Origin of the sequence: Mycobacterium malmoense (genome assembly GCF_019645855.1) — a bacterium.
Classification (GTDB): Bacteria; Actinomycetota; Actinomycetes; order Mycobacteriales; family Mycobacteriaceae; genus Mycobacterium; species Mycobacterium malmoense.
Genome location: NZ_CP080999.1, coordinates 33,137 through 59,774, shown reverse-complemented (window position 1 = coordinate 59,774; position 26,638 = coordinate 33,137). Strand labels below are relative to the sequence as shown.

The following is a 26,638-nucleotide window of genomic DNA, read 5'->3' as shown; positions in this document are numbered from 1 at the left end:
CGTTCGGCGGTTATCGCGCCGCGGAAGTGAAGGGCAGCAGGGCCACCTCGCGGGCATTCTTCACCGCGAGCGCGATGTCGCGCTGGTGCTGCACGCAGTTGCCGGTGACGCGGCGCGCCCGGATCTTGCCGCGCTCACTGATGTAAGTGCGCAGCAGCGCGGTGTCCTTGTAGTCGATCGCTTGTTCTTTCTTCGCGCAAAAGACGCATTTACGCGCCTTGACCGGCTTTTCTGGAGCCGGGCGCCGCTTATTGGACTTGGCCATGTATGTCTTTCTTTCCGTTACTTACTGGTGTGAAGTTCTCTGGTCAAAACGGCGGTTCGTCGTCGCCGCCGCCGAAGGAGCCCGATGCCGGGGCGCTGCCCCACGGATCGTCACCCGCCGGGGCGCTCGCCTGCGCCGGCGCCGGGCGAGGCGCACCACCACCACCACCACCGCCCCCGCCGCCACCGAAGCCGCCGCCTCCGCCACCACTGCGGGTGGCCTTGTTGACCTTGGCGGTGGCGTACCGAAGCGAAGGCCCGACCTCGTCGACCTCGACCTCGACGACGGTGCGCTTCTCGCCTTCTCGGGTCTCAAAAGACCGCTGCTTGAGCCGCCCCGTAACGATTACCCTGGCGCCGCGGGTCAGGCTTTCCGCGACGTTCTCGGCGGCCTCCCGCCAGATGTTGCACCGGAGGAAGAGCGCCTCGCCGTCCTTCCATTCCCCGCTCTGCCGGTCATAGATCCGGGGCGTCGAGGCCACGGTGAAGTTCGCGACGGCCGCTCCCGACGGGGTAAACCGCAGTTCAGGGTCGGCGGTCAGGTTTCCGACAACGGTGATAGTGGTGTCACCAGCCACAATTTCCTCCTGGATCCGCCTCGGGGCGACGGGTGGTCATGAGCGTGTTCTCGCTGAGCCTACGCAAACATGCCGACAGCGGGCAGTGTCTCGCCCAGCCTGTTAGTGCTTGTCGGTGCGCATCACCTTGGTGCGCAACACCGACTCGTTGAGGCTCAGCTGACGGTCGAGCTCGGAGACCGTCGCCGGCGCAGCCTTGAGGTCGATGACGACGTAGATGCCTTCGTCGTGCTTGGCGATCTCGTAGGCCAGCCGCCGCCGGCCCCAGATGTCGACCTTCTCGACGGTTCCGCCATCCTTGCGGACGACGTTGAGGAACGTCTCCAAGGACGGGGCAACGGTGCGTTCGTCGAGCGTGGGGTCAAGAATGACCATGATTTCGTATGGACGCATGGAAACCTCACCACCTCCTCTGGTCTCAAACGGCCACGGTCGATCCGTGGCAGGAGGGTCGCCTGCGTCGGCAACCGCATCAGGCTACCGGACGTGGGGCTGGCCGGAGAAATCCGCGCAGATCGGTAGGGGGTCAGTCCATCGAACAGACCCCGCGCGGCGAGCAACTATGTGCCCGTACACACCGACGTGGTGTGCGTGGTGATCGGGTGTACGGTTTGCGGCCAGCCGAGTGCGGTGAAGCGCGGGAACAGTGGAATTGCGACCAGCATTAAGCCTCGACCGCGACGGCCTCGGTTTCAGGGACGGCCGACCGCCGCTGCCCGGGCGGGCGCACCCAGTCCGGCAGCCAACCAGGCGGGGCGTCGGGGGCGCGGTCGAACGGCCCGCCCGCCGGATCGTCCACTCGCCCGCCCCAGCGCACCAGATCCTCGTCGGGCCGATAGATCTGCCGGATCACCAACGCGCACAGCGCCACGACCGCGACGTCGCGCAGCAACACCGTTGTGGTGAAAAACTGATCCGGGAGCCCGCGGTTCGGATTGCCATACAGGTAGTACATCCGCGGCACCCAAACCAGCGCGTCAATCGTCATCCACGCCAGCAGGATTCGCCGATGCGGCAAGGCCAGCACCGCCAGCGGCACCAACCACAACGAGAACTGGGGGCTCCACACCTTGTTGGTCAACAGGAACGCCGCCACCACCAAGAACACCAGCTGCGCCAGCCGCGGCCGTCGCGGCGCGGTGAGCGCGACGTAAGCGATTGCCGCACAACACACTACGAACGTCACGATGACCACCGTGTTCAGTACCGTGGGCGGCTCCCAGAAGCCCAGTTTGGGATCGAAACCGCGCCAGCCGGTGAATGATTTCACGACGTTGTACAGCGAGTCCATGTCGTCGCCGCGCCGGGTGTTGAGCCGGAAAAACTCCGACCAACCCCGCGGAAAAAGCACCAACACGGGCAGGTTCACCAATAACCAGGTCGCTGCAGCCGCCGCCGCGGTGCGCGCCAGGGCACCGAAGCGGCGAGTCCGGATGCCCAACACCAACATCGGGCCCAAGAACAACAGCGGGTATAGCTTGGCCGCGGCGCCTAATCCGATCAGCACACCGGCGAGTACCGGTTTGCGTCGGGCCCAGGCCAGCAGCCCCCCGACCGCGAACGCCGTTGCCAGCGCGTCGAAGTTGGTGAATATCTGGAAGATCACCAGCGGCGAGGCGGCCACCAGGGCCGCATCCCATACGCGCCGGCCCGACAGGCCCGCGGTTGCCCACACGGTCGCCAGCCAGGCCAGCGCCAGCCCGAACGCCGCGACGTTGAAGAACATCACCACCTCGGCGACTACCGGAAGGGGCGCGAGCTTGCTCAGCGCGGTGTAGGTCTTGGCCAGCGCCATCGACACGTACTGATACATCCCCGTCAGCACGGGATACTCCATGTATCGCACCGCGGGCTTGCCGTCGTAGCTGGTCTGCGGGGCGCCGCTGGCGTCGGTCTCGATCCAGCTCGACTTGTAGGGAAACTTGCCCTGGCTCAACAACTCCGCGCCGTAGAGGGGCACCGTGTCCGAATAGCACAGCTCGTAGTAGGCGCGTTGGTTATCCCAGTTGGCGACGCGCTGATCGCCCGTTCCGGTACCGGTGCTCTGTAGGCAGGCCGCCTTCGTCGACCAGCCGAGTGCCAGGAACACCAGCGCGATCACGAACATGACTCGCACCGGGGTCATCAGCCGGGTGCGGCCGATCAGCGCGTGCCGGCCCACCGGTCCCCCGACGACGTCCGCCAGTGCCGCGCCCAAAAAGTCGGTGCGGCTGGGGCAATCGCGGTTGTCCGCGCTGCGCCGGTCGGCGGCCAGGGGCAGCGGTGAGATGGTGGCGCTTTGCTGCTGAGTTCCGGTCACGGCGGCGGCGGGGGAGCTTGCGGGCCGCCCGGTGGGACGCCCGGCTGTGGCGGGAAGCCGCCCGGTGGCGGAGGTCCGACGGGGACCGTCGTGGGCGGACCGATTGGGATGGTGATGCCCGGCGCCACTTCGATCGTCGGCTGGATGACGGTCTCTGACGGTGGCGGAGGAGGCGGGGGTGGCGCGGCGGGAACGCCCGCGTAGCCACCGATCTCGGACGGCTTCGGGAAGGTCTCGTTCGAGGTGCCCTTCAGGGCGCCGTCCATGGTCGACTTCCAAATGTCCGACGGCAGGCCCGAGCCGTAAACCTCTGCGCCCGAGGCGGTTACCAGCGGCACGTTGTCTTCGACGGTGCCCACCCACACGGCCGTCGACAGCGACGGCGTGTATCCGACCATCCAGGCGTCCTTGTTGGCCTTGGTGTCGCCCAACTGCACCGTGCCGGTCTTGGCCGCCGACGCACGCCCGCCGGCCAGGTTGTGGCCACGCGAATAGCCGGCGATCGGCTGCATCGCGGCGGTGGTGTTGTCCGCGACCCCTTTGTCGATGCGCCGCTCGCCGCTGTTGTCCGAATTGGCGGCGTCGAAAAGCACTTGGCCTTCGGCATTGACCACCTTTTGCACCAGATGCGGCCGGTGATAGACGCCGGACGCGGCCAGCGTGGCATAGGCCGAGGCCATGTCGATCGGCCGGGTTTGGTACTGGCCCAACACAATCCCATTGTTGGGTGGACCACCCTTGCCGTCCTCGGATAGCGTGTGCGCAACGCCGGGAAAGCTGGTCGCGACACCGGCCTGGTGCGCGGCGTCCGCAACGGCCTGCGGGCCGCCCTTGAGTTTGAGCATCAGCCGGTAATAGGCGGTGTTGAGCGAAAGCTTGAGTGCCACGGCGATATTGCAGGTTCCGCAGCTCTCGCCGTCGACGTTGGTGATCTTGATGCCGTCGACGGTCAGCGGGGAGCTGTCGACCTGGTAGCCCAGGCCGATCCCCTGTTCGAGCGCGGCAACCAAAGCGAAGACCTTGAACGACGATCCGGTTTGCAGCCCGGCCTGGGCGAAGTCGAAACCGTTGGCGTCGGAACCGCCGTAGTAGGCGTGTATCGCGCCGTTGTGCGGGTCGATCGAGACCACGGCGGCGCGCATGTCGGGGTCTTGCCCGTCGAGGTATTTCGAGACGGCCTTTTCCGCGGCCTGCTGGGCCTTGGGATCGATGGTGGTGGTGACCTGCAGCCCCTGGGTGTTGAGGGTCTGCTCGTCGATGTTGAACAGCTCCAGCAGCTCGTTGGTCACCCGGCGTTCGATCAACCCGTTGGGACCGGTGGTCTGGTTCTGTGCGCGGGCCTGATCGGGTGGCACGGTCGGTGGAAACACCTGTGCCGCACGATCGCTCGGCGATAGCGCCTTGGTTTCCACCATGCCGTCGAGCACCCAGTTCCAACGCTCCATGGCGCCCTTGGGATCCACAGCCGGGTCCAACGAGGACGGCCGCCGAATCAGCGCCGCCAACAGCGCCCCTTCGGAGACGGTGAGCTGCTCGACCGGCTTGTCGAAATAGGCCTTGGCGGCCGCCGAAATCCCGTAGGCGCCGCGGCCGAAGTAGATGATGTTCAAATAGGCTTGTAGCACATCGTCTTTGGACCACTCCCCCGACATCTTGGTGGCGATGACCAGCTCCTTGGCCTTGCGCATCAGGCCGCTGAACCCGTGTTGCGCCGAACCGACCAGCGCGTTCTTCACATATTGCTGGGTGATCGTCGAGCCGCCCTGCAGGTCGCCGCCGCCGAAGAGGTTGTTGTTCACCGCACGCGCGAAACCGCTGAACGAAAAGCCCGGGTTGGAATAGAAGTTGCGGTCTTCGGCGGCGATCACCGCCTGGCGCACGTGCACGGGCACCTGGTTGATACTGACGTCGACCCGATTACCTTCGGGGGGAATGATTTTGGCGATCTCCGAGCCATCGCTGGCCAGGATTGTCGAGACCTGGTTGGTACGGATGTTGCCCGGCTTGGGAACGTCGACGATGAAGTAGGCCATAGCGAAGGTGACGATCGGCAATAACACCAGCACGGCCGCGGTGAGGTAGGCCGCTCGCCGCACCCATAACCAGTTGACCTGCCGGGCCCAGCTCCGGTCGACCCTTGGTCGGGGGACCCTGTCGCCCGGCCCACCAGTCGCGTCGGGCCGCCGCGGTAGCGATGGGGGTCCTTCCGGCGGGCGGCGTCCGCGGCCCGGCCGGTCACGCCGCGGCGAGGTTGAGGCACGGCTGTCGAGCGCGGCCTTGACCTCTTCGAGCGGGTCGCGCTGTATGGGTGTCGACGGGGGGCCGTCCAGGGCGGCCTTGGCTTCCTCGATGGGGTCGGGTCGTCGTGGCGACTGATCGTCGATGACCGGTGGAAGGATCGTGGTCAACCGGTCGTCGGGGGGAGCCTGACGGCGGTGGCCGGGATCCGGGCGATCGGTACTCGTATGCCTGCCCACGCGCTCAGTTGGTGATCCGTTCGCGTCGGCGGACGACTGGTCGTGGCGGCCTTCGTTATTCAATGGCCGTGCGTGCGCCGTTGCGCGCCGTCCGCGTGCCCTTGGGCGGGCGTGCCGCACCCATCACATACGACTTCACCAGGTGATTCCAGCTGCAGGTCCGACACACCTCCACGACGTGGACCGAGAATTCCTCGTAACGGATCGCCAACAACACCAGCTCTTCGGCGGTGCGTGCCGAGCCCGATACCGCGCCCAGGTGATCGCCGAACACCCACGACACGAGGGTGAGCGGCTCCTTCCGACAGATCGGGCACATCACCTGGCTCGGTTTGCCGTGAAACTTCGCCGCGCGCAGCAAATAGGGGTTGGCGTCGCACACGTCGGACACCCCGGTGCGGCCCGAGTACACCTCGGCCAGCAGTGAGCGCCGCCGGAGCGCGTAGTCCACCACCTGTCGCTGCAGTCGCACGATCACCAGAGTACGTGGCCATGCGCACCACCGACACGCAACCGAGGCGGTTGCCGGGCCGAGCCGCGGTGGTCGGCCGCCGCATTCTGCGCCACGCTCGACCCGGCTTCTTCGAGCATCCCGCGGTGAGATGGCCGGCGGCTGGAACCGAAGCTGAGCGCTCGCGGCGGCATGCGCTCGACATTGCCGACCGACGCCACCGGGCCAACTACGCAACCCGCATGAACTGAAGCCCGCGGCGAGCCACCGAAACCTCGCAGAGAAGCGATTGCGTCCCGCCGTCGGTGTCATGGACGTGGTCGAGCGCTATCCGGCTGGCGCGGGTCACCAAAACCACCGGCCAAGCCAGGACAGGCACCATCAGCAGCCAGCACAGTGATGCACGGCGCCCGGAAACCGCGCACCCGATCATTGAGCCGGCCGACGCCCGGGATCAAAAAGCTGGATTTGCCCACGTAGGAGACCCTATCCGCGGGCCGTAACTCAACATATTTTGACGCGGCCAACAGCCAACCCACGACAGGCAATGTTGTGACAAATATATCGAAGCGATACGATCGCCCGAGGCGTCGGATCGTCGTAACTGACCATGCAATAAGGAGGTGAGTCGATGCTGGAGCTTGCCATCCTGGGTCTCCTGATCGAATCGCCTATGCATGGCTATGAGTTGCGCAAGCGGCTGACCGGCCTCCTCGGCGCGTTCCGGGCGTTTTCGTACGGTTCGCTCTACCCGGCGCTCCGGCGCATGCAGGCCGACGGGTTAATCGCCGAGAACGCGGCTCCGGCCGGTACTCCGGTCCGGCGGGCACGTCGGGTCTACCAACTGACGGACGCCGGCCGTCGGCGCTTCGGTGAGCTGGTGGCCGACACCGGTCCGCACAACTACACCGACGACGGCTTCGGGGTACACCTGGCGTTCTTCAACCGCACTCCGGCGGAAGCGCGGATGCGGATCCTGGAAGGCCGCCGCCGTCAGGTCGAGGAACGCCGCGAGGGCCTGCGTGAGGCGGTGGCGCGGGCCAGCAGCTCGTTCGACCGCTACACCCGGCAGCTGCATCAACTGGGGCTCGAGTCCAGCGAGCGTGAAGTCAAGTGGCTCAACGAGCTCATCGCCGCGGAGCGGGCAGCACCAGGCCTTTCCGAACAGACGTAAAACCCCTGCATCAAACAATCACCCGAAGCACACGGTTATGAAGTTAGGAGAACGCCCTATGAGTGAGCACAACCCGTTAGGGGCGCCACAGGCGTCGACGGAGGTACGAGTCGCCATCGTCGGCGTCGGGAACTGCGCGTCCTCGCTGGTTCAGGGCGTCGAGTACTACCAGAACGCCGACGAAACGTCGACGGTGCCGGGCCTCATGCACGTGCGGTTCGGCCCGTACCACGTTCGCGACGTCAAGTTCGTGGCGGCCTTCGACGTGGACGCCAAGAAGGTCGGCTTCGACCTGTCGGAGGCGATCTTCGCCTCGGAGAACAACACCATCAAGATCGCCGACGTGCCTCCCACCAACGTGACGGTGCAACGTGGCCCGACGCTGGACGGCATCGGCAAGTACTACGCCGACACCATCGAGCTGTCCGACGCGGAGCCCGTCGACGTGGTGCAGGTGCTGCGCGACGCGAAAGTCGACGTGCTGGTGTCCTATCTGCCGGTGGGCTCCGAAGAGGCCGACAAGTTCTACGCCCAGTGCGCTATCGACGCCGGCGTGGCATTCGTGAACGCGCTGCCGGTGTTCATCGCCTCCGACCCGGTGTGGGCCAAGAAATTCGCCGACGCCGGTGTGCCGATCATCGGGGACGACATCAAGAGCCAGGTCGGCGCGACCATCACCCACCGGGTGATGGCCAAGCTGTTCGAGGACCGCGGCGTGCAGCTGGACCGCACCATGCAGCTCAACGTCGGCGGCAACATGGACTTCCTCAACATGCTCGAGCGCGAGCGGCTGGAGTCCAAGAAGATCTCGAAGACCCAGGCGGTCACGTCCAACCTGCAGCGCGAGTTCAAGACCAAGGACGTGCACATCGGTCCGTCCGACCACGTCGGCTGGCTCGACGACCGCAAGTGGGCCTACGTGCGCCTGGAGGGCCGCGCCTTCGGCGACGTGCCGCTGAACCTGGAATACAAGCTCGAGGTGTGGGACTCGCCGAACTCGGCGGGCGTCATCATCGACGCGGTGCGCGCGGCCAAGATCGCCAAGGATCGCGGCATCGGCGGACCGGTGGTCCCCGCGTCGGCGTACCTGATGAAGAGCCCGCCCAAGCAGCTGCCCGACGACATCGCGCGCACCCAACTCGAAGAGTTCATCGGCGACGCATAGTTTGTCCTTCGTCGAGCGTCACGTCAGCGTGACGTTCGACGCCCGGCGGCACGCCAGCGTGACGTTCGACGCGTAGATCGTGACGCGTAGATCGTAGAGTCGGAGATCGTGACCGACATGTCTGAGGACGGCCTGGCGGAATTGTCTGAGTTCTCCCTGCTGGCCGAGAACGCCGAGCAGGCCGGCGTTGCGACCCCGCTGCCCGACGTCGAGCGGGTCGAGGCGGACACGGCGGAGGGCAGGATCAGCGCGCTGCGCTGGGGCGGCCCCGAACCCCGCGTGATCTTCCTGCACGGCGGCGGGCAGAACGCGCACACCTGGGACACCGTGATCGTCGGTCTCGGTGAGCCGGCGCTGGCCGTGGACCTTCCCGGGCACGGCCATTCGGCATGGCGTGACGACGGAGACTACTCCCCACACCACAACGCCGCCGCCCTGGCGCCGGTGCTGCGCGAGCATGCGTCGAACGCCGACCTCGTCGTCGGCATGTCGCTGGGCGGGCTGACCGCGATCCGGCTGGCCGCGGTGGCGCCCGACGTGGTCAATGAACTCGTCCTGATCGACGTCACCCCGTCGGCGCTGCAGCGGCACGCCGAGCTGACCGCCGAGCAGCAGGGCACGGTGGCGCTGATGCACGGCGAGCGCGAGTTCCCCAGCTTCCAGGCCATGCTGGACCTGACCATCGCCGCGGCGCCGCACCGCGAGGTAAAGGCGTTGCGGCGCGGCGTGTTCCACAATTCCCGTCGGCTCGACAACGGCAACTGGACATGGCGCTACGACGCGATCCGCACCTTCCCCGACTTCGCCGGCCTGTGGGACGACGTCGATGCGCTGTCGGCGCCCATCACGCTCGTCCGCGGCGGTTCGTCGGGCTTCGTCACCGACGAGGACGCGGCCGAACTCGCCAGGCGCGCAACCAATTTCCGTACGGCACACGTCGTCGAGAATTCGGGCCATTCCGTGCAGAGCGACCAACCCCGCGCGCTGATCGCCCTCCTGCGTGGGGTGCTTGACGAACGCTGAGCCTACGGTGGGTCATATGAGCCTTCCCGTTCGTATCGGCGTGCAGCTGCAGCCGCAGCACGCCCCCCACTATCGCAATCTGCGCGACGCCGTTCGGCGCTGTGAGGACATCGGCGTCGACATCGCCTTCAACTGGGACCACTTCTTTCCGCTCTACGGCGATCCCGACGGCCCACATTTCGAATGCTGGACCATGCTTGGTGCCTGGGCCGAGCAGACGTCGCGTATCGAGATCGGCGCGCTGGTGACGTGCAACTCCTACCGCAATCCGGAGCTGCTGGCCGACATGGCCCGCACCGTCGACCACATCTCGGACGGCCGGCTGGTCCTGGGAATCGGTTCCGGCTGGAAACAAAAGGATTACGACGAATACGGCTACGAATTCGGCACCGCCGGCAGCCGCCTCGACGACCTGGCGGCCGCGCTGCCCCGGATCAAGGCGCGGCTGGCCAAGCTAAACCCGCCGCCGACCCGCGACATCCCGGTCCTGATCGGCGGCGGCGGTGAACGCAAGACCCTGCGGCTGGTCGCCGAGTACGCCGACATCTGGCACAGCTTCACCTCCGCCGGCGAGTACCCGGCGAAGTCCGACGTCCTGGGCCGGCACTGCGCCGCCGTTGGCCAGGACCCGGCGAGCATCGAACACTCGGTCGCTCTTCAAAACGGCGGCGAGCTGATCGCCAACGCCGAAATACTCGTCGATCTCGGCGTCACCCTGCTGACCGTGGCCTGCGACGGTCCGGATTACGACCTGAGCGCGGCCGAAACCCTGTGCAAGTGGCGCGATCGCCGTTAACATGCGCGCCTAAGGCGGGTTTGGAAAAGAGACGCAGAAAACGGATGCCAAAGAAATACGGGGTCAAGGAAAAGGACGAGGTTGTTTCGCACATCCTCAACCTGGTGCTGACCGGGAAGCTGCGCAGCGGTGACCGCGTCGACCGCAACGAGATCGCGGCCGGCCTGGGAGTCAGTCGCGTCCCGATTCAGGAGGCGCTGGTCCAGCTCGAACACGACGGGATCGTGTCCACCCGCTATCACCGGGGCGCGTTCGTCGAGCGGTTCGACGAAGACACGGTGCTCGAACACCACGAGCTCGACGGCCTGCTCAACGGCATCGCCTCGGCGCGCGCGGCCGCCAACCCCACGCCGCGGATCCTGGGGCAACTCGATGCGCTCATGCGATCGTTGCGCTCCGCGAAGGAACCACGCGCCTTCTCCGAAATCGCCGGGGAATATCGGCACACGATCAACGACGAGTACGCGGGACCGCGGCTGCACGCCACGATCCGCGCTTCGCAAAACCTCATCCCCCGGGTGTTCTGGATGACCTACCAGTGCGGCCGCGACGACATGTTGCCCTTCTACGAAGACGAGACCTCCGCCATACACCGGCGTGACCCCGACGCCGCGCGGGCCGCGTGCGTCGGCCGGTCCGGTCTGATGGCCCAGACCATGCTGGCCGAATTGGTTCGGCGCAGGGTATTCGCGGCGCCGAATGACATTGATCAGGTTGTCGCCGAGCCTCTTCGGGTGCTCGCCGGCGCCGACGCGGTCTGACGGCCTCTCGACGGGCCACCGGTCGATACCGTGGCGGTGATGAATTTGTGCGAGAGCCGGGGCGCCAGGCTGCTTTCCGCGGCCGCGGCAATCCTGATGGTGTGCTCGGTCGCGCTAGCCGCGCCGGCGACGGCCGACAGGAACCAATGCGCGCCGGCCGGTCTGGACAGCGCGGCCGTCCTGCCGAAAGGCCTGACCGAGACGCCGACCGTGGGCCAGGACGACGGGCACACCACACCCACCGTCGAGCCGCTGAGCGAGGTGAACGTCGACGCATTGGGACTGGGCACACCGGGCATCTTGACCGTCGGCACGCTCTCGGACGCCCCGCCGAACGCCTGCATCAATCCCACCGGCCAGTTCAGCGGGTTCGACAACCAGCTGTTGCGCGCCATCGCCGGCAAGCTGGGCCTGCAGGTCCGCTTTGTCGGCACGGATTTCTCCGGCCTGCTCGCCCAGGTGGCGTCCCGGCGCTTCGACGTCGGCTCGGCATCGGTGAAGGCCACCGACGCGCGGCGCCGCACCGTCGCGTTCACCAACGGCTACGACTTCGGTTACTACTCGCTGGTGGTGCCGCCGGGCTCGGCGATCCACGACTTCGGCGACCTCTCCGGCGGCCAGCGCATCGGCGTGGTCCAGGGCACCGTCGAAGAGGCGTACGTCGTCGAGAGTTTGCACCTGCAACCGGTGAAGTATCCCGACTTCGCCACCGTGTATGCCAGCCTCAAGGCCCGCCAGATCGACGCGTGGGTGGCGCCGGCGGGTCAGGCGGCCAACGCGATGCGGCCGGGTGATCCGGCGGTGGTCGTCGCGAACACCTTCAGCCCGGGTGACTTCGTGGCCTTTGCGGTCGCGAAAGACAACCAGCCGCTGGTCGACGCACTGAACTCCGGGCTGGATGCGGTCATCGCCGACGGCACCTGGGCAAACCTGTACTCCGAGTGGGTGCCGCGGACCTTGCTGCCGGGTTGGAAACCCGGTTCCGGGGCCGCCGCTCCCCCGAAACTGCCGGACTTCGCCGCGATCGCCGCGAAGCACCGTCACAAGCCGACGGGGCCCGCCGCTCCGAAATCCACTCTGGCCCAGTTGCGCGATTCCTTTTTCGACTGGGACATGTACCGGCAGGCCATCCCGACGCTGTTCACCACGGGGCTGCCCAACACGTTGATCCTGACCAGCAGTGCGAGCGTCATCGGTTTGGTGCTTGGCATGGTGCTGGCGGTCGCGGGGATCTCGCGGTCGCGCTGGCTGCGTTGGCCGGCGCGGGTGTACACCGATGTTTTCCGTGGCCTTCCCGAAGTGGTGATCATCCTGATCATCGGGCTGGGCGTCGGGCCGGTGGTGGGCGGGCTTACCAACAACAATCCCTACCCGCTGGGCATCGCGGCATTGGGATTGATGGCCGCGGCCTACATCGGCGAAATTCTGCGCGCCGGAATACAAAGCGTGGACCCCGGCCAGCTGGAGGCCTCGCGTGCGCTCGGATTCAGCTATCCGGCCGCGATGCGACTGGTGGTGATCCCGCAGGGCGTCCGCCGGGTCCTGCCGGCGCTCGTCAATCAGTTCATCGCGTTGTTGAAGGCCTCCGCGCTGGTGTACTTCCTGGGCTTGATCGCCCATCAGCGGGAGCTGTTTCAGGTGGGCCGAGACCTCAACGCGCAGACCGGCAACTTGTCGCCGCTGGTGGCCGCCGGTGTCTTCTACCTGATATTGACTGTGCCGTTAACGCATTTGGTGAACTACATCGACGCCCGGCTTCGCCGCGGCCGCGCGGCCGTTGAGCCCGACGAGCGTGCCGAGAGGCTCGCGTCGACGTTCGGCCAGGAGATGACGTGACGGCCGGGATTGCGGGGCGCGGGTCAGTTTCGTTGGCGGGCAAAGATATTCATCAGACCCTCGGTGGGACGGCGGTGCTGCGTGGCGTCGACATCGAGGCCCCCGCGGGCAGCACGGTGGCCGTGATCGGACCGTCCGGCTCGGGCAAGTCAACGCTGCTGCGCACCCTGAATCGATTGCACGAGCCCGATAGCGGCGACATCCTGCTCGACGGCCGGTCGGTGTTGCGCGACAACCCGGACCAACTCCGCCAGCGCATCGGCATGGTGTTCCAGCATTTCAATTTGTTCCCGCACCGCAGCGTGCTGGACAACGTCACGCTGGCGCCGCGCAAGTTGCGGCGCCTGCCCGCGGACGCGGCCCGGGAGTTGGCGCTGGCCCAGCTGGACCGAGTTGGCCTGAAGCACAAGGCCGGTGCCCGCCCCGGCACGCTGTCGGGTGGCCAACAACAACGGGTCGCGATCGCCCGTGCGCTGGCGATGGCCCCGCAGGTGATGTTCTTCGACGAGGCGACCTCGGCGCTGGATCCCGAAATGGTCAAGGGAATTCTGCAACTCATCGCCGACCTCGGCGCGGGTGGCATGACCATGGTGGTCGTCACCCACGAGATGGGCTTCGCGCGGTCGGCATCGGACACCGTTGTTTTCATGGATCACGGCAAAGTGGTGGAATCAGGGCCTCCGGAGCAGATATTCGAGGCCGCAAAGACGGAGCGGCTCCGGCGGTTCCTGTCCCAAGTGCTTTGACGCTCGCCAACTACTTGACGGTAGCTACCTTGTACGGCCCCATATCGGGTTAGACTGCCGACTTATGGCTGACAGCGAATCCACCGCGGGCGAGGTGGCGGAGCTTGCGGAAGGTTTGCACCGCGCGCTGTCCAAGCTCTTTGCGATCCTTCGGCGCGGCGACCCCAGCGGGGCCGCGGCCGGGGACTTGACCCTGGCACAGCTGTCGATCCTGGTCACGTTGCTCGATCAGGGCCCCATTCGGATGACCGACCTGGCGGCGCACGAACGGGTCCGAACCCCCACCACCACCGTGGCGATCCGCCGCCTGGAGAAGATCGGGCTGGTGAAGCGTTCGCGTGACCCGTCCGACCTGCGGGCGGTGCTGGTCGACATCACCCCTCGCGGGCGGGCCGTCCACGGCGAGTCGCTGGCCAACCGGCGCGCCGCCCTGGCCGCGATGCTCAGTCAACTCCCCGAGGCCGACCTGAACACCCTGACCAAGGCGCTGGCTCCGCTGGAACGCCTGGCCTCCGGCGAATCCGGCCCCGTAGGAGAACCCCCGGCGCGCAAGCAGGCATGAAAATATCTGGTTTTCAACGGAATTGGCGGCTGCCGTAGACTAGAGCACATGCCAACCGCACTCATCACCGGCGCTGGCGGCGGCATCGGTTCCACCATCGCCACAGCGCTTTCGGCGACGCACAGCCTGCTGTTGGCCGGTCGGCCCTCGGAGCGGCTCGACGTCGTCGCGGAGCGGCTGGGCGCCACGACTTTCCCGCTGGACCTGATCGACACCGAAGATATCGCGGCCGCCTGCGAAATCGTCGACCAACTCGACGTGCTGGTGCACAACGCGGGGGTGTCCATCCCCGGCCATGTCGCCGAGTCCAACGTCGACGAATGGCGCGCCACCTTCGCCGTGAATATCTTTGGGGCGGTGGAACTTACGCTGGCGCTGTTGCCGGCGTTGCGACGCGCCCGCGGCCAGGTAGTGTTCATCAATTCCGGCGCGGGGCGCAGGGTTTCACCGGGCATGGCCTCCTATTCGGCCAGCAAGTTCGCGTTGCGGGCCTTCGCGGACTCGCTGCGCGACGACGAGCCGGACTTGCGGGTCACCACGATCTATCCCGGCCGCACCGACACCGCCATGCAGCGAACTCGTCACGTTCGAAGGCGGCCACTACGATCCCGCCAACTTTCTGCGGCCCGAAACCGTCGCGGCGGCGGTGGCCACTGCGGTGGCCACCCCGCCCGACGGCCACCTTCACGAGGTGGTGCTCCGGCCGCGCCGACTGTAAACCGTGCGATGGGTCTTCGGAGTGTCGAGGCCTCAGAGGACCAGGTTCACCAGCCGGCCCGGGACCACGATCACCTTGCGCGGGGTGGCGCCGGCCAAGAACGCCTGCACCTTGTCGTCGGCCATGGCCGCGGCCTTTAGCGTGTCGTCGTCGGCGTCGGCGGCGACCACCACTCGCCCGCGCACCTTGCCGTTCACCTGCACCGGGTATTCCACCGTGTCGTCGACGAGGTAGGCGGGATCGGCCTCCGGGAATGGCCCGTGCGCCAACGACGTGGCGTGGCCCAGCCGCAGCCACAGCTCCTCGGCCAGGTGGGGGGCCAGCGGCGCCAGCATCAGCACCAGCGGCTCGACCGCCGCGCGGGGCATCGAGTCGCGGTGTTCCTTGGTGAGGTGGTTGGTGTACTCGATCAGCTTGGCCGCCGCGGTGTTATTACGCAGTGCCGCATAGTCTTCGGCGACCCCGGTGATGGTGCGGTGCAGCGCCCGCAGGGTGTCGGCGTCCAGCTGTTGTTGCCCGTCGACCACCCGGATGTCGCCGGTCAGCTCGTCGATCACCAACCGCCACACCCGCTGCAGGAAGCGGTGCGCGCCTACCACGTCCTTGGTGGCCCAGGGCCGGGACGCCTCCAGCGGGCCCATCGACATCTCGTACACCCGCAGCGTGTCCGCGCCGTACTCGTCACAGATCTCGTCGGGCGATATCGAATTCTTCAGGCTCTTACCGATTTTCCCGAATTCCTGAAAAACTTCGATCTCGCCGTCGGGTCCCGGGTAGACAAAGCCGCCGTCGCGTTCGATCACCTCGTCCGCCGGTACGTACGACCCGCGTGAATCGGTGTAGGCGTGGGCCTGGATGTAGCCCTGGTTGATCAGCCTGCGGTACGGCTCCCGAGAACTGACATGGCCCAGGTCGTATAGCACCTTGTGCCAGAACCGCGCATACAGCAGGTGCAGCACCGCGTGTTCGGCGCCTCCGACATATAGGTCGACGCCGCCTGGGTCCTGCGGGCCGTGCTCGGCCGGCCGCGGGCCCATCCAGTAGGCTTCGTTTTCCTTGGCGCAGAACCGCTCTGAGTTATGTGGATCGGTGTAGCGCAACTCGTACCAGGAGCTGCCGGCCCACTGCGGCATCACGTTGGTGTCGCGGGTGTAGGGCTTCAGGCCGTCACCCAGGTCCAGCTCGACGTGCACCCACTCGGTCGCCTTGGCCAGTGGCGGCGACGGCTCGCTGTCGGCGTCGTCGGGGTCGAACGACACCGGCGAATAGTCCGCCACGTCGGGCAGCTCGACGGGCAGCGCCGCCTCGTCGAGCGCGTGCGGGCGCCCGTCGCTGTCATAGACGATCGGGAACGGCTCACCCCAATAGCGCTGCCGCGCGAAAAGCCAGTCGCGCAGCTTGAATTCAATGCGCGCCCGGCCGCGGCCCTCGGACTCCAAACGCGCGGTGATGGCCTCCTTGGCCGCCGCCACGCCCATGCCGTCGAGGTAGCCGGAGTTGACCAACACACCGTCACCCGTGTGCGCGGCCTGCGAAATATCGCCGCCGGCAATGACTTCCACGACCGGCAGGCCGAACTCGTGGGCGAAGTCCCAGTCGCGCTGGTCATGGCCGGGCACCGCCATGATCGCCCCGGTGCCATACCCGGCCAGCACGTAATCGGCGATGAAAATGGGCACCGGTTTGCCGTTGGCCGGGTTGGTCGCGTAGCTGCCCAGGAAGACGCCGGTCTTTTCCTTGCTCTCCTGGCGTTCGAGGTCTGACTTCGCGCCGATCGCGCGGCGATAGGCGACGACGGCCTCGCCCGGTGTGGCGGCCCCGTACGTCCAGCGGGGGTCGGTGCCGTCGGGCCAGGCGGCGGCGGCCAGTTCGTCGACCAGGTCATGCTCGGGCGCCAGCACCAGGTACGTGGCGCCGAACAGGGTGTCCGGCCGGGTGGTGAACACCTGGATGTCGATGGCATCGCCGTTGTCCTTGGTCGCCGAGAACAGCGCCTGGGCACCGGTGGAGCGGCCAATCCAGTTGCGCTGCATCGTCTTTACCTGCTCCGGCCAGTCCAGCAGGTCCAGGTCGTCGAGGAGTCGGTCGGCATAGGCGGTAATGCGCATCATCCACTGCCGCAACCGTTTCCGGAATACCGGGAAGTTGCCGCGGTCGCTGCGGCCGTCGGCGGTGACCTCTTCGTTGGCCAGCACCGTGCCGAGCCCGGGACACCAATTCACCATCGAGTCCGCCCGGTAGACCAGGCGGTGGCCGTCGATCACGTCGGCCCGCTCCCCCACCGATAGCTTGGCCCAGTCCCGTCCGTCGTCGAGACGCCTTGCACCGGAATCGAACTCGGCGACCAACTCCGATATCGGGCGGGCCTTGTCGGCGGCCGTGTCGAACCACGCGTTGTAGATCTGCAGGAAGATCCATTGGGTCCACTTGTAGAACTCGACGTCGGTGGTCGAGAAGCTGCGCCTGCTGTCGTGGCCGAGACCCAGGCGGCCCAGCTGGCGCCGGAAATTCACGATGTTGGCCTCGGTCCTGGTGCGCGGGTGGGTGCCGGTCTGCACCGCGTACTGCTCAGCCGGGAGCCCGAAGGAGTCGAACCCCAATGCGTGCAACACGTTATGGCCAATCATCCGGTGATACCGGGCGTAGACGTCCGTGGCGATGTAGCCCAGCGGGTGCCCGACGTGCAGCCCATCACCCGACGGATAGGGGAACATGTCCTGCACGAACAGCTTGTCGTGGGGCACCGGGCTGCCGTCGGCCGGCGCCAGCGAACCGACCGGGTTGGGCACGTTGAACGTCCCGAGCTTCGCCCAGTTGTCCTGCCAGGCGCTCTCGATGCGGCCCGCCAGCGTCGCGGTGTAGCGATACGGCGGCGCATCGGAGTCCGGCTGGGGAGCGCCTGGGTTGCTCCCGGGCGCGGTGGTCGGGGGTTCGGTCACTTGAACAGGGTATAAGGGCCGCCTCGCCGGGCCGTCCGGCCACAGGTTGGTCTCGGTTCCGTTGCGCACCGATCAGAGCTTCATCCCAGGTCTATTTCGGGCCTGTCCACCGCGTTTGACCACTAGTTACAGTCAGCCTCTAGCGATGGCTGCTGGTACCCGAGCCATGGGAAGGACCGAAGCAGATGATTCAGATCGCCCGCACGTTGCGGATATTCGCAGGAGGCCTGGCCGCCAGCGCGATCGGTGTCACGATGTTCGCGGGCGCCACCGCGTCGGCCGATCCCATGCTTCCGGCACCGCCGCCCGCGCCCGTCGTCCCCGTGACCGCGCCCGCGCCACAGAACGCCACGGCCGCGCCCGGGCAGGTCCCCAACAACAGGTTGCTCGCCACCCCGCCGGCGGCAAATCCCTTCATGCCGCAGAATCCCGCGGCACCCGCACCCGCCGCGGTCACGCCCGCGGCCCCGGCGCCGCCGACGCTGACCCCCGCGGTTTCCGGCACGCTGCGTGAATACCTGCAGTCGAAGGGCGTCAAGCTCGAGGCGCAAAAGCCCCAGGGATTCAAGGCACTCGACATCACGCTGCCGGTGCCGACCCGCTGGACCCAGGTGCCCGATCCCAATGTGCCCGACGCATTCGCGGTGATCGCCGACCGGCGCGGCAGCAGCATCTATACGTCGAATGCGCAGGTGGTGGTGTACAAGCTGGTCGGTAACTTCGATCCCAAAGAAGCCATTACGCACGGATATGTCGACAGCCAGAAACTGCTCGCCTGGCAGGCCACCAACGCCTCAATGGCCGACTTCGGCGGCTTTCCGTCGTCAATCATCGAGGGCACCTACCGCGATGGCGACATGATGCTCAATACCGCACGCCGGCACGTCATCGCCACGTCCGGGCGCGACAAGTACCTGGTGTCGCTGTCGGTGACCACCGACCGCGCGGTGGCGATCGCAGACGCACCGGCCACGGATGCGATCATCAACGGCTTCCGGGTGACCGTACCCGGGGCCGCGGCCCCAGCGCCCGCGCAGCAACCCGGCGCGGCACCGGTCGGGCTGCCCGGGCAGACACCGGGTCAAGTCGGGTTGCCCGCCCAGACAACGGGCGCAGCGCCGCTCGGGCTGCCCGCGCAGACGGCCGCGCCAAACCGGGCGGCGCACCAGCCCGCGCCCAACCTGTTGACCCTGGTGCCCGGGCTGCCGCCGCTGCCGAACTTCACGTTCCTTCAACAGCACTAATTCGGCGCCGATACCAGCCGCGGAGCCGGGCGCGCGGATCTCTGGCCCGGCTCGTATTGTGGGGCCATGTTGATCGCGGGCGTGCTGTGCATGTGTGCGGCGGCGGCCTCCGCCGGGTTCGGGACCTGGTCGCTCTCCCACAACCGGGCTGCCGACATCACTCGGCTGGCGCTGCGTGCCATGGCGCCAACGCAGTTGGCGGCCGCGGTGATGCTGGCCGCCGGTGGCGTGGTGGCACTGGCCGCCTCCCCGCGCACCGCGCTGGTCGTGCTGATCGTCTGCGTCGCCGGCGCCTTCGGGACGCTGGGCGCGGGTTCCTGGCAGAGCGCGCGCTACGCGCTACGCCAAGAAGCGGTAACGCCCAGCTGCGCTGGCAACTGCGGCGTCTGCGCGCAGTCCTGCCACTGAGTCCCGAGCCGTCATAAGCGGCTGTCGGTGCCGCCCTAGTTTCGGCTGACGTCGATCGGGTGGGTGGCGAGCAACGAAAGCGGCAGCGGCTGCCGACGCAGCACCTGCCCCCACAGATCGGCCCTCGGCCCGACCAGAACGTCAGATGGCAACGCCGACAACACAATCCAGTCGTCGCGCTCGATTTCGCCTTCGAGCTGACCAATGGTCCAGCCGGAGTATCCGGCGTAGATCCGCACCCCCTCGACCAGCGGCGCGATCAAGTCGGGCTCGGCGTCTAAATCGACCATCACTATCCGGCCGGCCACATGCCGCAGGCCCGGCACGCCTTGCGGATCCGCGCCCACCCGCAGCGCCGCCAGACACAGGGCCGCGTCCCGTTTGACGGGCCCACCGATGAACATGGTCTTGGGCTTGGCAGCCAGTTTGGCCCACTGCGGCAACACGTTGTACACCGCGGTCTCGCTGGCCCGGTTGAGCACGACGCCCAGTGTGCCGCCATCGTTGTGCTCCACGATGTAGATCACGCTGCGTCGAAACGTCGGTTCAAGAAGATCGGTATTGGCGAGCAGCAAAGTGCCTGAGCGCACCCGTTGTGCGGCGGGTGCGACATAGTCCTCTGGATCTTCGGGCGGCACTACACCATCATCGCACCTTCGCCTCGTCGCCCGGGGCAATCGAGCGTGGCCCGCGAATATTTGTACTGTTGGTGAGGCTGCTTTGTACTCTAGGGTCCGCGGCGATCCTGCCTGCCCCAATCGTGGAAGTCGGTTCTGTGATTCAACCCCGGATGCACTCGCGCGCACCCGCCCACGTTTGGCGGTCGGTGCGCAGTTTGCCGGATTTCTGGCAGCTGCTGCAGGTGCGCATGGCGAGTCAGTTCGGTGACGGTCTCTTCCAGGCGGGGCTGGCCGGAGCGCTGCTGTTCAACCCGGACCGGGCCGCCGATCCCATGGCCATCGCGCGTGCGTTCACGGTGCTGTTTTTGCCCTACTCGCTGCTGGGGCCGTTCGCCGGCGCGCTGATGGACCGGTGGGATCGTCGGCTGGTGCTCGTGGGCGCCAGCGCGGGCCGGCTGATTCTCATCGCCGCGATCGGCACCGTCCTGGCCGTCCGGGCCGGCGACATACCGCTGCTGATCGGAGCGCTGTTCGCCAACGGTTTGGCCCGGTTTTTCGCGTCGGGACTGTCGGCGTCACTGCCGCATGTGGTGCCGCGTGACGAGGTGGTGACGATGAACTCGGTGGCCATGGCGTCCGGCGCCGTCGCGGCTTTCCTGGGCGCCAACTTCATGCTTGTGCCCCGCTTCGTCATCGGCCCCGGCGATCGGGGCGCCTCCGCGATCATCTTCCTCACCGCGATTCCGGTATCGATCGCGTTGCTGCTGTCATTACGGTTCGGCTCCCGCGTGCTGGGCCCGGATGACACCAAGCGCGCGATCCACGGATCGGTCGCCTACGCGGTGATCACCGGCTGGCTGCACGGTGCGCGCACGGTAGCGCAGAGCCCGACGGTCGCCGCCACCTTGTCGGGCTTGGCCGCGCATCGGATGGTGGTCGGGATCAATTCGCTGTTGATGCTGTTGCTGGTCCGTCACCTGCCCGGTCCGGCAACCGGGGGGCTGGGTATCGCGTTGCTGTTCTTCGCCGCCTCGGGTCTCGGAGCCTTTCTGGCCAACGTGCTGACGCCGTCGGTAGTGCGCCGCTGGGGCCGCTACGCCACGGCAAATGGCGCGTTGGTGGCGGCCACGGTCGTCCAGATCCCCGGCGCCGGGCTGCTGCTTCCCGTGATGGTGGGGTGTGGCTTTTTGCTCGGCGTGGCCGGCCAAACGGTCAAGCTGTGCGCCGACTCGGCGATGCAGATGGATGTCGACGATGCCCTTCGCGGACACGTGTTCGCGGTGCAGGATGCGCTGTTCTGGGTCGCGTTCATCGTCTCGATCACGGTGGCCGCGACCTTGATTCCCGACGACGGGCGCGCGCCGACGTTCGTGCTGTTCGGCTCGGTGCTATACCTGATCGGGCTCGCCATGCACGGCATCATCGGCCGCCGCGGCCAGCCGGCGAACAATCCCTGAGGGTCTGGTCCCGCCGGCACCGAGTCTGCGCTTGCGGTGTCGATTCTGCGTCCACGGCTGGCTTTTTCGGCTTGGCGTCGCTGCCATTGCAGCCTCGACGAACTTGCGGGTGAAAAACACTTAAGGTACATACGTGGTTTCCCCGACGGTTAGCGGTCGGAGGCGATGATGGCGGGTCCCGGGCCGATCGTGGCTGACTTGCGCGCCGAAAGCGACGACCTGGATGCGCTAGTGGCGCCGCTTCCAGCCCACCGCTGGGCCGATCCGACGCCCGCGCCGGGCTGGACCATCGCCCACCAGATCGGGCATCTGCTGTGGACCGACCGGGTCGCGCTGACCGCGGTCATCGACGAGGCCGGGTTTGCCGAAGTGCTGCAGGCCGCCGCAGCCGACCCGGCCGGGTTCGTCGACGCGGGCGCCGAGGAACTGGCGGCCCTGGCGCCGGCCGAGCTGCTCACCGACTGGCGCGCCACCCGCGACCGGTTGCACGAGGCGCTGCTGATGGTGCCCGACGGCCGTAAATTGCCGTGGTTCGGGCCACCGATGAGCGCGGCATCGATGGCCACCGCGCGGTTGATGGAGACCTGGGCGCATGGACTCGACGTCGCCGACGCCCTCGGCGTCACACGACCCGCCACCGAGCGACTGCGGTCGATCGCGCATATCGGGGTGCGCACTCGCGATTACGCGTTCGTCGTCAACGATCTGGCGCCGCCGACCGATCCGTTCCTGGTCGAGCTGCGTGGACCCGGCGGTGACACCTGGGCCTGGGGTCCGCAGGACGCCGCTCAGCGGGTCACCGGCTCGGCCGAGGACTTCTGTTTCTTGGTGACCCAGCGGCGCCCGCTGAGGGCTCTCGACATCACGGCGCACGGCCCGGACGCGCAGCGGTGGGTGGAGATCGCCCAAGCCTTCGCCGGCCCGCCCGGCCCCGGTCGATGAGCGCGAAAGCGCGAAGAGAGCCGGGGCCCATCCCACCAAGCCCCGGTCGATGAGCGCGAAAAGAGCCGGCTAGAGGCCGCCGGATAGCGCCGCGAGTTTCTGGAACCAGGCGAGGTGATAGTTCGCCGATACCGAGTCGCCCGTCACGGCTCCTTCGGTGGCGGCCAACAACATACAGTTGAGCAACAGCGCAAGATCGACGTTTGGATACTGGGTCAAGAGTTGATAGCGCGCGGTGTCGAGATGCACCCGTAGCAAGTCGATCTCTTCTTCGGCGATGCCGGTTCCTGCGGCGGCTGCTCTGGCCAGTGTGTGCACCATCCGCGGCAGCCCGTCGCGCCAGTGGGTGGCCTGGTTCAACTCCCAGCCGAGGTCCTGAACCGCCGGCAGCTCGCGGGGCTGTGCCGAGGCGTCGGTCCCGGCAAAGTCATCCAGCCGGCCCAGAGAATCCCCGGGAGCGTAGGTCAGGGTGCGCGTACTGTCGCTGATCAGCGAGGAAACTTTGCCGCTGCGTCGCTCGGGTTCCAACAACCGCACCCCGGCGGGAAGCGTGATACCCGGCGGTATCCATCCGTGGGCAAGGTCGGTGACCAATACTGTGGTGCCGTCGGAACGGTCGCCGATCGCCCAATTCAGTCGTGGTTCTTGATGAATCACGAACGCGAGGAGCCGCCGCAACCGTTCCTGGTCGGACTCGCTTGCGGCCGAAGCTACCGGGGCTACTGGGCCTTCAAAGGCTTCCGGGGCCTCAAAGGCCTCCGATTCCGGCGCGGCGGCGGTCCCGTCGGTGTCGTCGTCGGCAGAGGCTCGATGCCGGCCGTCCAAGGCCTCGGGTTTGTCCTCCTCATCGGCCACGGAGCTGGCCGCCGCATCGATAGCGGGTATGGCTTGTGTCTCGTCGAGATCTGGCCCCACGACACTTTCGGCAACCTGTGGGCGTACGTGTTCGGCGGGCATCTCCGCCTTCACCGCGTGCAAATGACGCATCGTCGATTCGACCCGTCGCACGGCCCGGGCGCGGGCCTCCTCGATGACCCGGGCCTCTTCGGCCTGCCGGGTGAAATCAGGCATCCCCGCTCGCTTGAGGACCTTGAGCTCGTCGTTGGCGCTCTCGGTGATCGTCTGCAGGTCGGCCTTCAGATACTCTGCGAGCGTGGCGGTTTCGGCGGTGACCGTGGAAAGTTCGGCAGGCCAAAGCCCGCCCGTCACCCAGGGGGTGCAATCGACCGGAGAGCTGAAGGCCGGAATCGCGAGTGATTCCCGGGTAGCTCTCCGGAGGCGCTGGCGCGCCGTTATCCGGCCGAAGATCGCCACTGGCTAAGCCTACCGGCATCCAACGGGTCGTCTATTCAGTCAGTGAATTGTGCTGCCGCGATGGCCTGGGTAGCGTGGGGACATGGCTGATTCTGCGCTGCAGCAGCAACTCGACGAGGTGCGCGCTCTGCTCGCCCGCGCGCGAGAGTTGTTCGGCCCCAATCCCGTAGAGCCGCCGACTGATATTGCACCCGATCCCGAGAGCGCCAAGACCTGGCTGCTCTAGACCGTCGGCACGTTGGAAACGCGTTTAACGTCCTTACTCCGCGCTGTCGCGGCGACGCAGTTTATGTGCCAGCAGCTTTTCAATCGCCACATCAAGATCGTGCGGGGTGGGCACCTCCGTGGACGGGGTGTGTCCGGCCGCCACGATCTCGTTCCGAACTTCCAGTAGCGCTTTGAGGCACGACACATCGGCGGTCAACAGGATGCCCCGTGCCAGGGTCTCGGCGTCGGTTTCCATCGCCTCTTCACTCAGCGCGACGCTGTGCATATATCCGCCGCGGCAGGAGCGGACAAGGATGTGCCCACTGGGGTGAACGGTGTCGAATGCGGGATTGGCGTCCGTCATCGACCGCCGTCAACGATGCCGCCGAAATTTCGTGCCGCGTCTTCCTCGTGCTGCTCCCACATCGTCGCCGACACGGTCAGTTTTTCCGCCATATCGGCGTGGTCCTCGGCCTGTTGCTCGTAACACTGACGTCTGAGCTCAAGCAGTTCGCGTCCGGCGTCGCGCAGTTCACCGAAGACGGGGCCAAGCGAGTCCAGGCTTTCCTGGATCGCCGCATGCGACGACGGAACGGTGCGCAAGTAATCGGAGGTCTCCTGGTGATGCGCAGCGGCTTCACGTAAGTGCGCGGGCACCACATGGATCGAATCTTCCATCCGCTCTCTCCTATTCCTGCGCCGCCGGGCTAGGCCGGCGAATTCACTATTGTCCAGTGGTCGACGTGGCCGCCGGCCGGGTGGGTGTCGGTGTGTGAGGCATCGCCGCCGCGGTCGCGGCCGGTGGATGCTCCCAGCCTAGAAAGCTCGGCCCGCTCACGGTGGCGATGTGTTGAATCTGGCCGTCGAGAAGGGCTTTTTCGTGACCGAGGGCAAGCGCGTGACGATCGATGAAGACGCCGATGTCTCCGGGTATGACGCGCAGCGGGTCGATCGGATCGGTGACCGCCGTTCCCGGTGGGGGAATGGTAATTCCCTGCTGATGGAACGCGTCTGCGATCGGCGCTCCGTCGACCGCGGCTTTGATGACCGCGGCGAGCTGGGGGCTGGCGGCCGTCACCGTCTCGCCGTCGGGCAGGGTCACTATTGTCGGACCCTCCGACGGAGATTCGGGCCTATCCACCGACGCGTCGTCGTCGTGGCCCTCGTCCTCGTCGTCTGTCTGGTTGTCGGCGTGATCAACCAGGTCTGCGTCAGATCCCAACGGGCCGTCGTCGTATGAATCTCGCAGTGCCGGATCGGTTCTGCCGCCCTCCTGCAGCCCGGGAAGCGGTAGGCCAGCCGGCACGCCCCACCCGGCCGCAGAGCCCGGGGCCGTGCCCACACCCGGCACTGACCCCGCGCCGAGGTTGGGGATGGTTGGCATCGCCGGTGCCGACGGCGGAGCCGGAGCTGAGGCGCCCTGCCCCGACGCATCCGCTGCGAGCAGACCAGGATCGTCAGCCCACATCGAGTCCAACGGATCCCATTCGGTGTCCGGATCGTCAAGCGGCCGTTGGGTGGTGCCGCGTGCGGGGACGGCCGGCGCCGGCGGTTGGTCGCCGGGAGGGTTCGGTCCGTTTTTGGACGCGTCGTACAGCGATGTCCACGCGGCCATCAGCGCTGATTTCGACGTGTCATCGAGGCTGGCATTCAGGACTACCGCCCGAATGTCCTTGAGCTTGCCGATGAGAAACCGTTGGAAATCCCGCGCTCCCGCCGGAGTGTCGAGGTCCGATCGCGCTTGTACCGCGGCTTCGGTTTCTCGCTGCAGCTTGGTCAGCGCTTCCCTGCCCTCGACGGCCTTCAGGTGTGCGTTCAGGATGGCCGAAATCACTTGCATGTCTAGCTGAGAGCTGGCTGAATTCTGGTGTGCCAGAGCTGCTTCGGCGCCGGCCATGGCTTCGGCAGCATCCCCCTTCTCGCGGTCCGACGACGGATCGGGTATGCCCGGCGTCCCGGGGCCGAACAGGTCCGGATGTTGTTGGCGGATCCTGCGCACGATCGTGTCGACTTGTTCGGGCGGTGTCGTTGGCGTAATTACGGCAGCCACCTCATTCGGCGCCAACCCCATCTGCCACGCGTTCGGGTCGCCGCTGCGGTCACGGACGTATTTGACCGTGGCGAGTAGCTCGTCAAACGCCGACATCGTCTAGACACACGGCGCCGCGCCCCAAGTGCGGCTGACGTCGCGACCCCTCCATGCCGGGCGACAGTACCCACGCACGTTCCTGCCGACAATTCACCCCGACACGCCTGTGAACGAACGGTCCTCGCGGTGCCTGGCCTAGCCCGCAGGCGCGGCGTACTGTGCCCGCAGACCATCCAGCACAGCCTTTTTCGCGCGACTGAGCTCCCGAGCATCCGCCACGACCGCCGCGATCTGGCGTTGCTTGGCGATCAGAAATTTGTGAAACTCGCGCGCGCCCACGGGGGTGTCGACGGCAAGGTCCGCGCGGCAGGTGGCGGCGCGATCGATCTCCTCGGCGATCGCATCCAGGCGCCTAATGCTCTCACGCGTCGCCGCATGGGCACTGGCCAGCACCCCTGCCAGCACACGGTCGGCGTCGGCGGCCGTGCCGTGTTGGTTCGCCAGCACCGACTGCCGCGCCTGCATGGCGGCTACCGAAAGTCCGGCTTGTTCCGACATCGGTTCAACC

General features: G+C 66.9%; 26 protein-coding genes and 1 pseudogene. 14 read left to right on the top strand and 13 right to left on the bottom strand.

Translation table 11 applies throughout. The features are described from left to right. Positions 1-10: 10 nt before the first annotated feature. The 6 genes from rpsR to K3U93_RS00265 all read right to left on the bottom strand — a co-directional run bounded on the left by rpsR (position 11) and on the right by K3U93_RS00265 (position 6,090). The gene (rpsR, locus tag K3U93_RS00290; protein WP_071512778.1) at positions 11-265 is read right to left on the bottom strand and encodes a 30S ribosomal protein S18; all 255 of its coding nucleotides are present in this window, start codon (positions 263-265) and stop codon (positions 11-13) included. Between the two features lie 43 nt (positions 266-308). Beyond that, on the bottom strand, positions 309-842 hold the full coding sequence (locus tag K3U93_RS00285) for a single-stranded DNA-binding protein (RefSeq protein WP_083008716.1): 534 nt from the start codon (positions 840-842) through the stop codon (positions 309-311). A gap of 102 nt (positions 843-944) precedes the next feature. Beyond that, positions 945-1,235: a 30S ribosomal protein S6 gene (gene rpsF / locus K3U93_RS00280; RefSeq protein ID WP_083008713.1), complete on the bottom strand. Its 291-nt coding sequence runs from the start codon at positions 1,233-1,235 to the stop codon at positions 945-947. Between the two features lie 271 nt (positions 1,236-1,506). Next, on the bottom strand, positions 1,507-3,141 hold the full coding sequence (locus K3U93_RS00275; RefSeq protein WP_083008710.1) for a glycosyltransferase family 87 protein: 1,635 nt from the start codon (positions 3,139-3,141) through the stop codon (positions 1,507-1,509). Further along, entirely contained in the window at positions 3,138-5,681 is a 2,544-nt protein-coding gene (locus K3U93_RS00270) for a transglycosylase domain-containing protein (RefSeq protein ID WP_139796720.1), read from the bottom strand. The genes K3U93_RS00275 and K3U93_RS00270 overlap by 4 nt, the downstream gene beginning before the upstream one ends. Then, the gene (locus K3U93_RS00265) at positions 5,674-6,090 is read right to left on the bottom strand and encodes a DUF5318 domain-containing protein (protein ID WP_071509677.1); all 417 of its coding nucleotides are present in this window, start codon (positions 6,088-6,090) and stop codon (positions 5,674-5,676) included. The genes K3U93_RS00270 and K3U93_RS00265 overlap by 8 nt, the downstream gene beginning before the upstream one ends. Positions 6,091-6,700: 610 nt before the next feature. Between K3U93_RS00265 and K3U93_RS00260 the strand changes: the two genes are divergently transcribed. The 9 genes and pseudogenes from K3U93_RS00260 to K3U93_RS00220 all read left to right on the top strand — a co-directional run bounded on the left by K3U93_RS00260 (position 6,701) and on the right by K3U93_RS00220 (position 14,850). Then, entirely contained in the window at positions 6,701-7,243 is a 543-nt protein-coding gene (locus K3U93_RS00260) for a PadR family transcriptional regulator (protein ID WP_071509665.1), read from the top strand. Between the two features lie 58 nt (positions 7,244-7,301). After that, positions 7,302-8,408, top strand: a complete 1,107-nt coding sequence (locus tag K3U93_RS00255) for an inositol-3-phosphate synthase (RefSeq protein WP_071509664.1) — start codon at positions 7,302-7,304, stop codon at positions 8,406-8,408. 117 nt (positions 8,409-8,525) lie between these two features. Continuing rightward, the gene (locus K3U93_RS00250; RefSeq protein ID WP_139796734.1) at positions 8,526-9,431 is read left to right on the top strand and encodes an alpha/beta fold hydrolase; all 906 of its coding nucleotides are present in this window, start codon (positions 8,526-8,528) and stop codon (positions 9,429-9,431) included. Between the two features lie 16 nt (positions 9,432-9,447). Next, the gene (locus K3U93_RS00245) at positions 9,448-10,227 is read left to right on the top strand and encodes an LLM class F420-dependent oxidoreductase (RefSeq protein ID WP_083008700.1); all 780 of its coding nucleotides are present in this window, start codon (positions 9,448-9,450) and stop codon (positions 10,225-10,227) included. A 44-nt stretch (positions 10,228-10,271) separates the two neighbouring features. Then, complete coding sequence (locus K3U93_RS00240) at positions 10,272-10,988, top strand: GntR family transcriptional regulator (protein ID WP_083008698.1); 717 nt, start codon at positions 10,272-10,274, stop codon at positions 10,986-10,988. Between the two features lie 39 nt (positions 10,989-11,027). Continuing rightward, positions 11,028-12,824, top strand: coding sequence for an ABC transporter substrate-binding protein/permease (locus tag K3U93_RS00235; protein ID WP_083009107.1), 1,797 nt, complete (start codon positions 11,028-11,030; stop codon positions 12,822-12,824). Then, on the top strand, positions 12,821-13,570 hold the full coding sequence (locus K3U93_RS00230) for an amino acid ABC transporter ATP-binding protein (RefSeq protein ID WP_083008696.1): 750 nt from the start codon (positions 12,821-12,823) through the stop codon (positions 13,568-13,570). Before K3U93_RS00235 ends, K3U93_RS00230 begins: the two co-directional genes overlap by 4 nt. 64 nt (positions 13,571-13,634) lie before the next feature. Next, positions 13,635-14,132 (top strand): MarR family winged helix-turn-helix transcriptional regulator, encoded by a 498-nt coding sequence (locus K3U93_RS00225; RefSeq protein WP_071509659.1) that lies wholly within the window; start codon positions 13,635-13,637, stop codon positions 14,130-14,132. A gap of 48 nt (positions 14,133-14,180) precedes the next feature. After that, positions 14,181-14,850 (top strand): annotated as a pseudogene (locus tag K3U93_RS00220) (SDR family oxidoreductase). Between the two features lie 32 nt (positions 14,851-14,882). Here K3U93_RS00220 and leuS read toward each other — a convergent pair. Continuing rightward, a complete protein-coding gene (gene leuS, locus K3U93_RS00215) occupies positions 14,883-17,789 on the bottom strand; it encodes a leucine--tRNA ligase (protein WP_083008693.1) in 2,907 nt (968 codons plus the stop codon). Between the two features lie 185 nt (positions 17,790-17,974). On the opposite strand from leuS, the gene K3U93_RS00210 reads away from it, so the two are divergent. Together K3U93_RS00210 and K3U93_RS00205 are read left to right on the top strand one after the other, a co-directional pair. Then, positions 17,975-19,033 (top strand): LpqN/LpqT family lipoprotein, encoded by a 1,059-nt coding sequence (locus K3U93_RS00210; RefSeq protein WP_083008691.1) that lies wholly within the window; start codon positions 17,975-17,977, stop codon positions 19,031-19,033. Positions 19,034-19,099: 66 nt separating this feature from the next. Further along, positions 19,100-19,441, top strand: a complete 342-nt coding sequence (locus K3U93_RS00205; RefSeq protein WP_071509655.1) for a hypothetical protein — start codon at positions 19,100-19,102, stop codon at positions 19,439-19,441. A 35-nt stretch (positions 19,442-19,476) separates the two neighbouring features. On the opposite strand, the gene K3U93_RS00200 is transcribed toward K3U93_RS00205, so the two are convergent. Then, positions 19,477-20,118, bottom strand: a complete 642-nt coding sequence (locus tag K3U93_RS00200) for a YqgE/AlgH family protein (RefSeq protein ID WP_071509654.1) — start codon at positions 20,116-20,118, stop codon at positions 19,477-19,479. A 113-nt stretch (positions 20,119-20,231) separates the two neighbouring features. Here K3U93_RS00200 and K3U93_RS00195 point away from each other — a divergent pair, with 113 nt between their 5' ends. Together K3U93_RS00195 and K3U93_RS00190 are read left to right on the top strand one after the other, a co-directional pair. Continuing rightward, the gene (locus K3U93_RS00195) at positions 20,232-21,518 is read left to right on the top strand and encodes an MFS transporter (RefSeq protein WP_083008689.1); all 1,287 of its coding nucleotides are present in this window, start codon (positions 20,232-20,234) and stop codon (positions 21,516-21,518) included. Positions 21,519-21,686: 168 nt separating this feature from the next. Further along, positions 21,687-22,460, top strand: a complete 774-nt coding sequence (locus tag K3U93_RS00190) for a TIGR03084 family metal-binding protein (protein ID WP_083009104.1) — start codon at positions 21,687-21,689, stop codon at positions 22,458-22,460. A gap of 69 nt (positions 22,461-22,529) precedes the next feature. On the opposite strand, the gene K3U93_RS00185 is transcribed toward K3U93_RS00190, so the two are convergent. Then, a complete protein-coding gene (locus tag K3U93_RS00185) occupies positions 22,530-23,774 on the bottom strand; it encodes a DUF5631 domain-containing protein (protein WP_083008686.1) in 1,245 nt (414 codons plus the stop codon). 82 nt (positions 23,775-23,856) lie between these two features. Here K3U93_RS00185 and K3U93_RS00180 point away from each other — a divergent pair, with 82 nt between their 5' ends. Next, positions 23,857-24,000, top strand: a complete 144-nt coding sequence (locus K3U93_RS00180; RefSeq protein WP_176219861.1) for a hypothetical protein — start codon at positions 23,857-23,859, stop codon at positions 23,998-24,000. 33 nt (positions 24,001-24,033) lie between these two features. On the opposite strand, the gene K3U93_RS00175 is transcribed toward K3U93_RS00180, so the two are convergent. The 4 genes from K3U93_RS00175 to K3U93_RS00160 all read right to left on the bottom strand — a co-directional run bounded on the left by K3U93_RS00175 (position 24,034) and on the right by K3U93_RS00160 (position 26,628). Then, complete coding sequence (locus K3U93_RS00175; protein ID WP_071509651.1) at positions 24,034-24,345, bottom strand: DUF2694 family protein; 312 nt, start codon at positions 24,343-24,345, stop codon at positions 24,034-24,036. After that, positions 24,342-24,659, bottom strand: a complete 318-nt coding sequence (locus tag K3U93_RS00170; protein ID WP_071509650.1) for an ESX-1 secretion-associated protein — start codon at positions 24,657-24,659, stop codon at positions 24,342-24,344. Before K3U93_RS00170 ends, K3U93_RS00175 begins: the two co-directional genes overlap by 4 nt. 46 nt (positions 24,660-24,705) lie before the next feature. Further along, entirely contained in the window at positions 24,706-26,127 is a 1,422-nt protein-coding gene (locus K3U93_RS00165; protein ID WP_083008684.1) for a DUF4226 domain-containing protein, read from the bottom strand. 138 nt (positions 26,128-26,265) lie between these two features. Continuing rightward, the gene (locus K3U93_RS00160) at positions 26,266-26,628 is read right to left on the bottom strand and encodes a DUF4226 domain-containing protein (protein ID WP_083008681.1); all 363 of its coding nucleotides are present in this window, start codon (positions 26,626-26,628) and stop codon (positions 26,266-26,268) included. Positions 26,629-26,638 lie beyond the last annotated feature (10 nt).